This is a genomic window from Psychrobacter glacincola (assembly GCF_904846215.1).
In the GTDB taxonomy this organism is placed as follows: Bacteria; Pseudomonadota; Gammaproteobacteria; order Pseudomonadales; family Moraxellaceae; genus Psychrobacter; species Psychrobacter glacincola.
Genome location: NZ_CAJGZK010000067.1, coordinates 1 through 761, shown reverse-complemented (window position 1 = coordinate 761; position 761 = coordinate 1). Strand labels below are relative to the sequence as shown.

At 47.7% G+C, this 761-nt stretch carries 1 protein-coding gene; it reads right to left on the bottom strand.

Translation table 11 applies throughout. The features are described 5' to 3' along the window. Nucleotides 1-761 (bottom strand): 3,4-dihydroxy-2-butanone-4-phosphate synthase (gene ribB, locus JMW90_RS13425; RefSeq protein ID WP_201564745.1); only part of this gene is annotated, 761 nt, incomplete at both ends.

Here is a 761-nt window from a genome sequence, read left to right as displayed (position 1 = left end):
GTGGTATCATTTTTGGCAGCAAACAAGTCACGTAATGGATGGAAACCATGGACGCGAACGGTGCTAATACCTTGGCTCACATCGCCTTTAACCAAAGCTAAATGGGTTTCAGTCGCACCGAACTCACGGAAACGATGTAAGGTAAAAGTGCCATACTCGGTCTCAAACGGATGCGAGGCAATCTCTTCGACGGTTTGCTCATTAGCAATACGGTAGTTAATCAAATCAGCAATCGTACCAATTTTTAAATCATGTTCCTTTGCAAATACTTCAAGATCATCACGGCGTGCCATGGTGCCATCCGCATTGATAATCTCTACAATCACCGCTGCTGGCTCAAGTCCGGCAAGACGTGCCAAATCACAACCTGCTTCGGTATGTCCGGCACGATGTAAGACGCCACCATTCTGTGCCATGATTGGGAAAATATGCCCAGGCTGAACGATGTCTTCTGGTTTTGCAGAAGAGGAGACCGCTGCTTGAATGGTACGCGCGCGGTCAGCGGCTGAAATACCCGTAGTCACGCCTTCAGCCGCTTCAATAGAAACGGTAAAATTGGTACTAAATTTTGCTTCATTACGGTCAGACATGAGTGGCAGTGCCAACTGCTGGCAACGTGCTTGTGACAAGGTCAAACAGACCAAGCCACGTGCATGAGTAATCATAAAGTTGATATCTTCAGGGCGCACGTGGGTCGCTGCCATGATAATATCGCCTTCGTTTTCGCGGTCTTCATCATCCATCAAGATGACCATTTTACC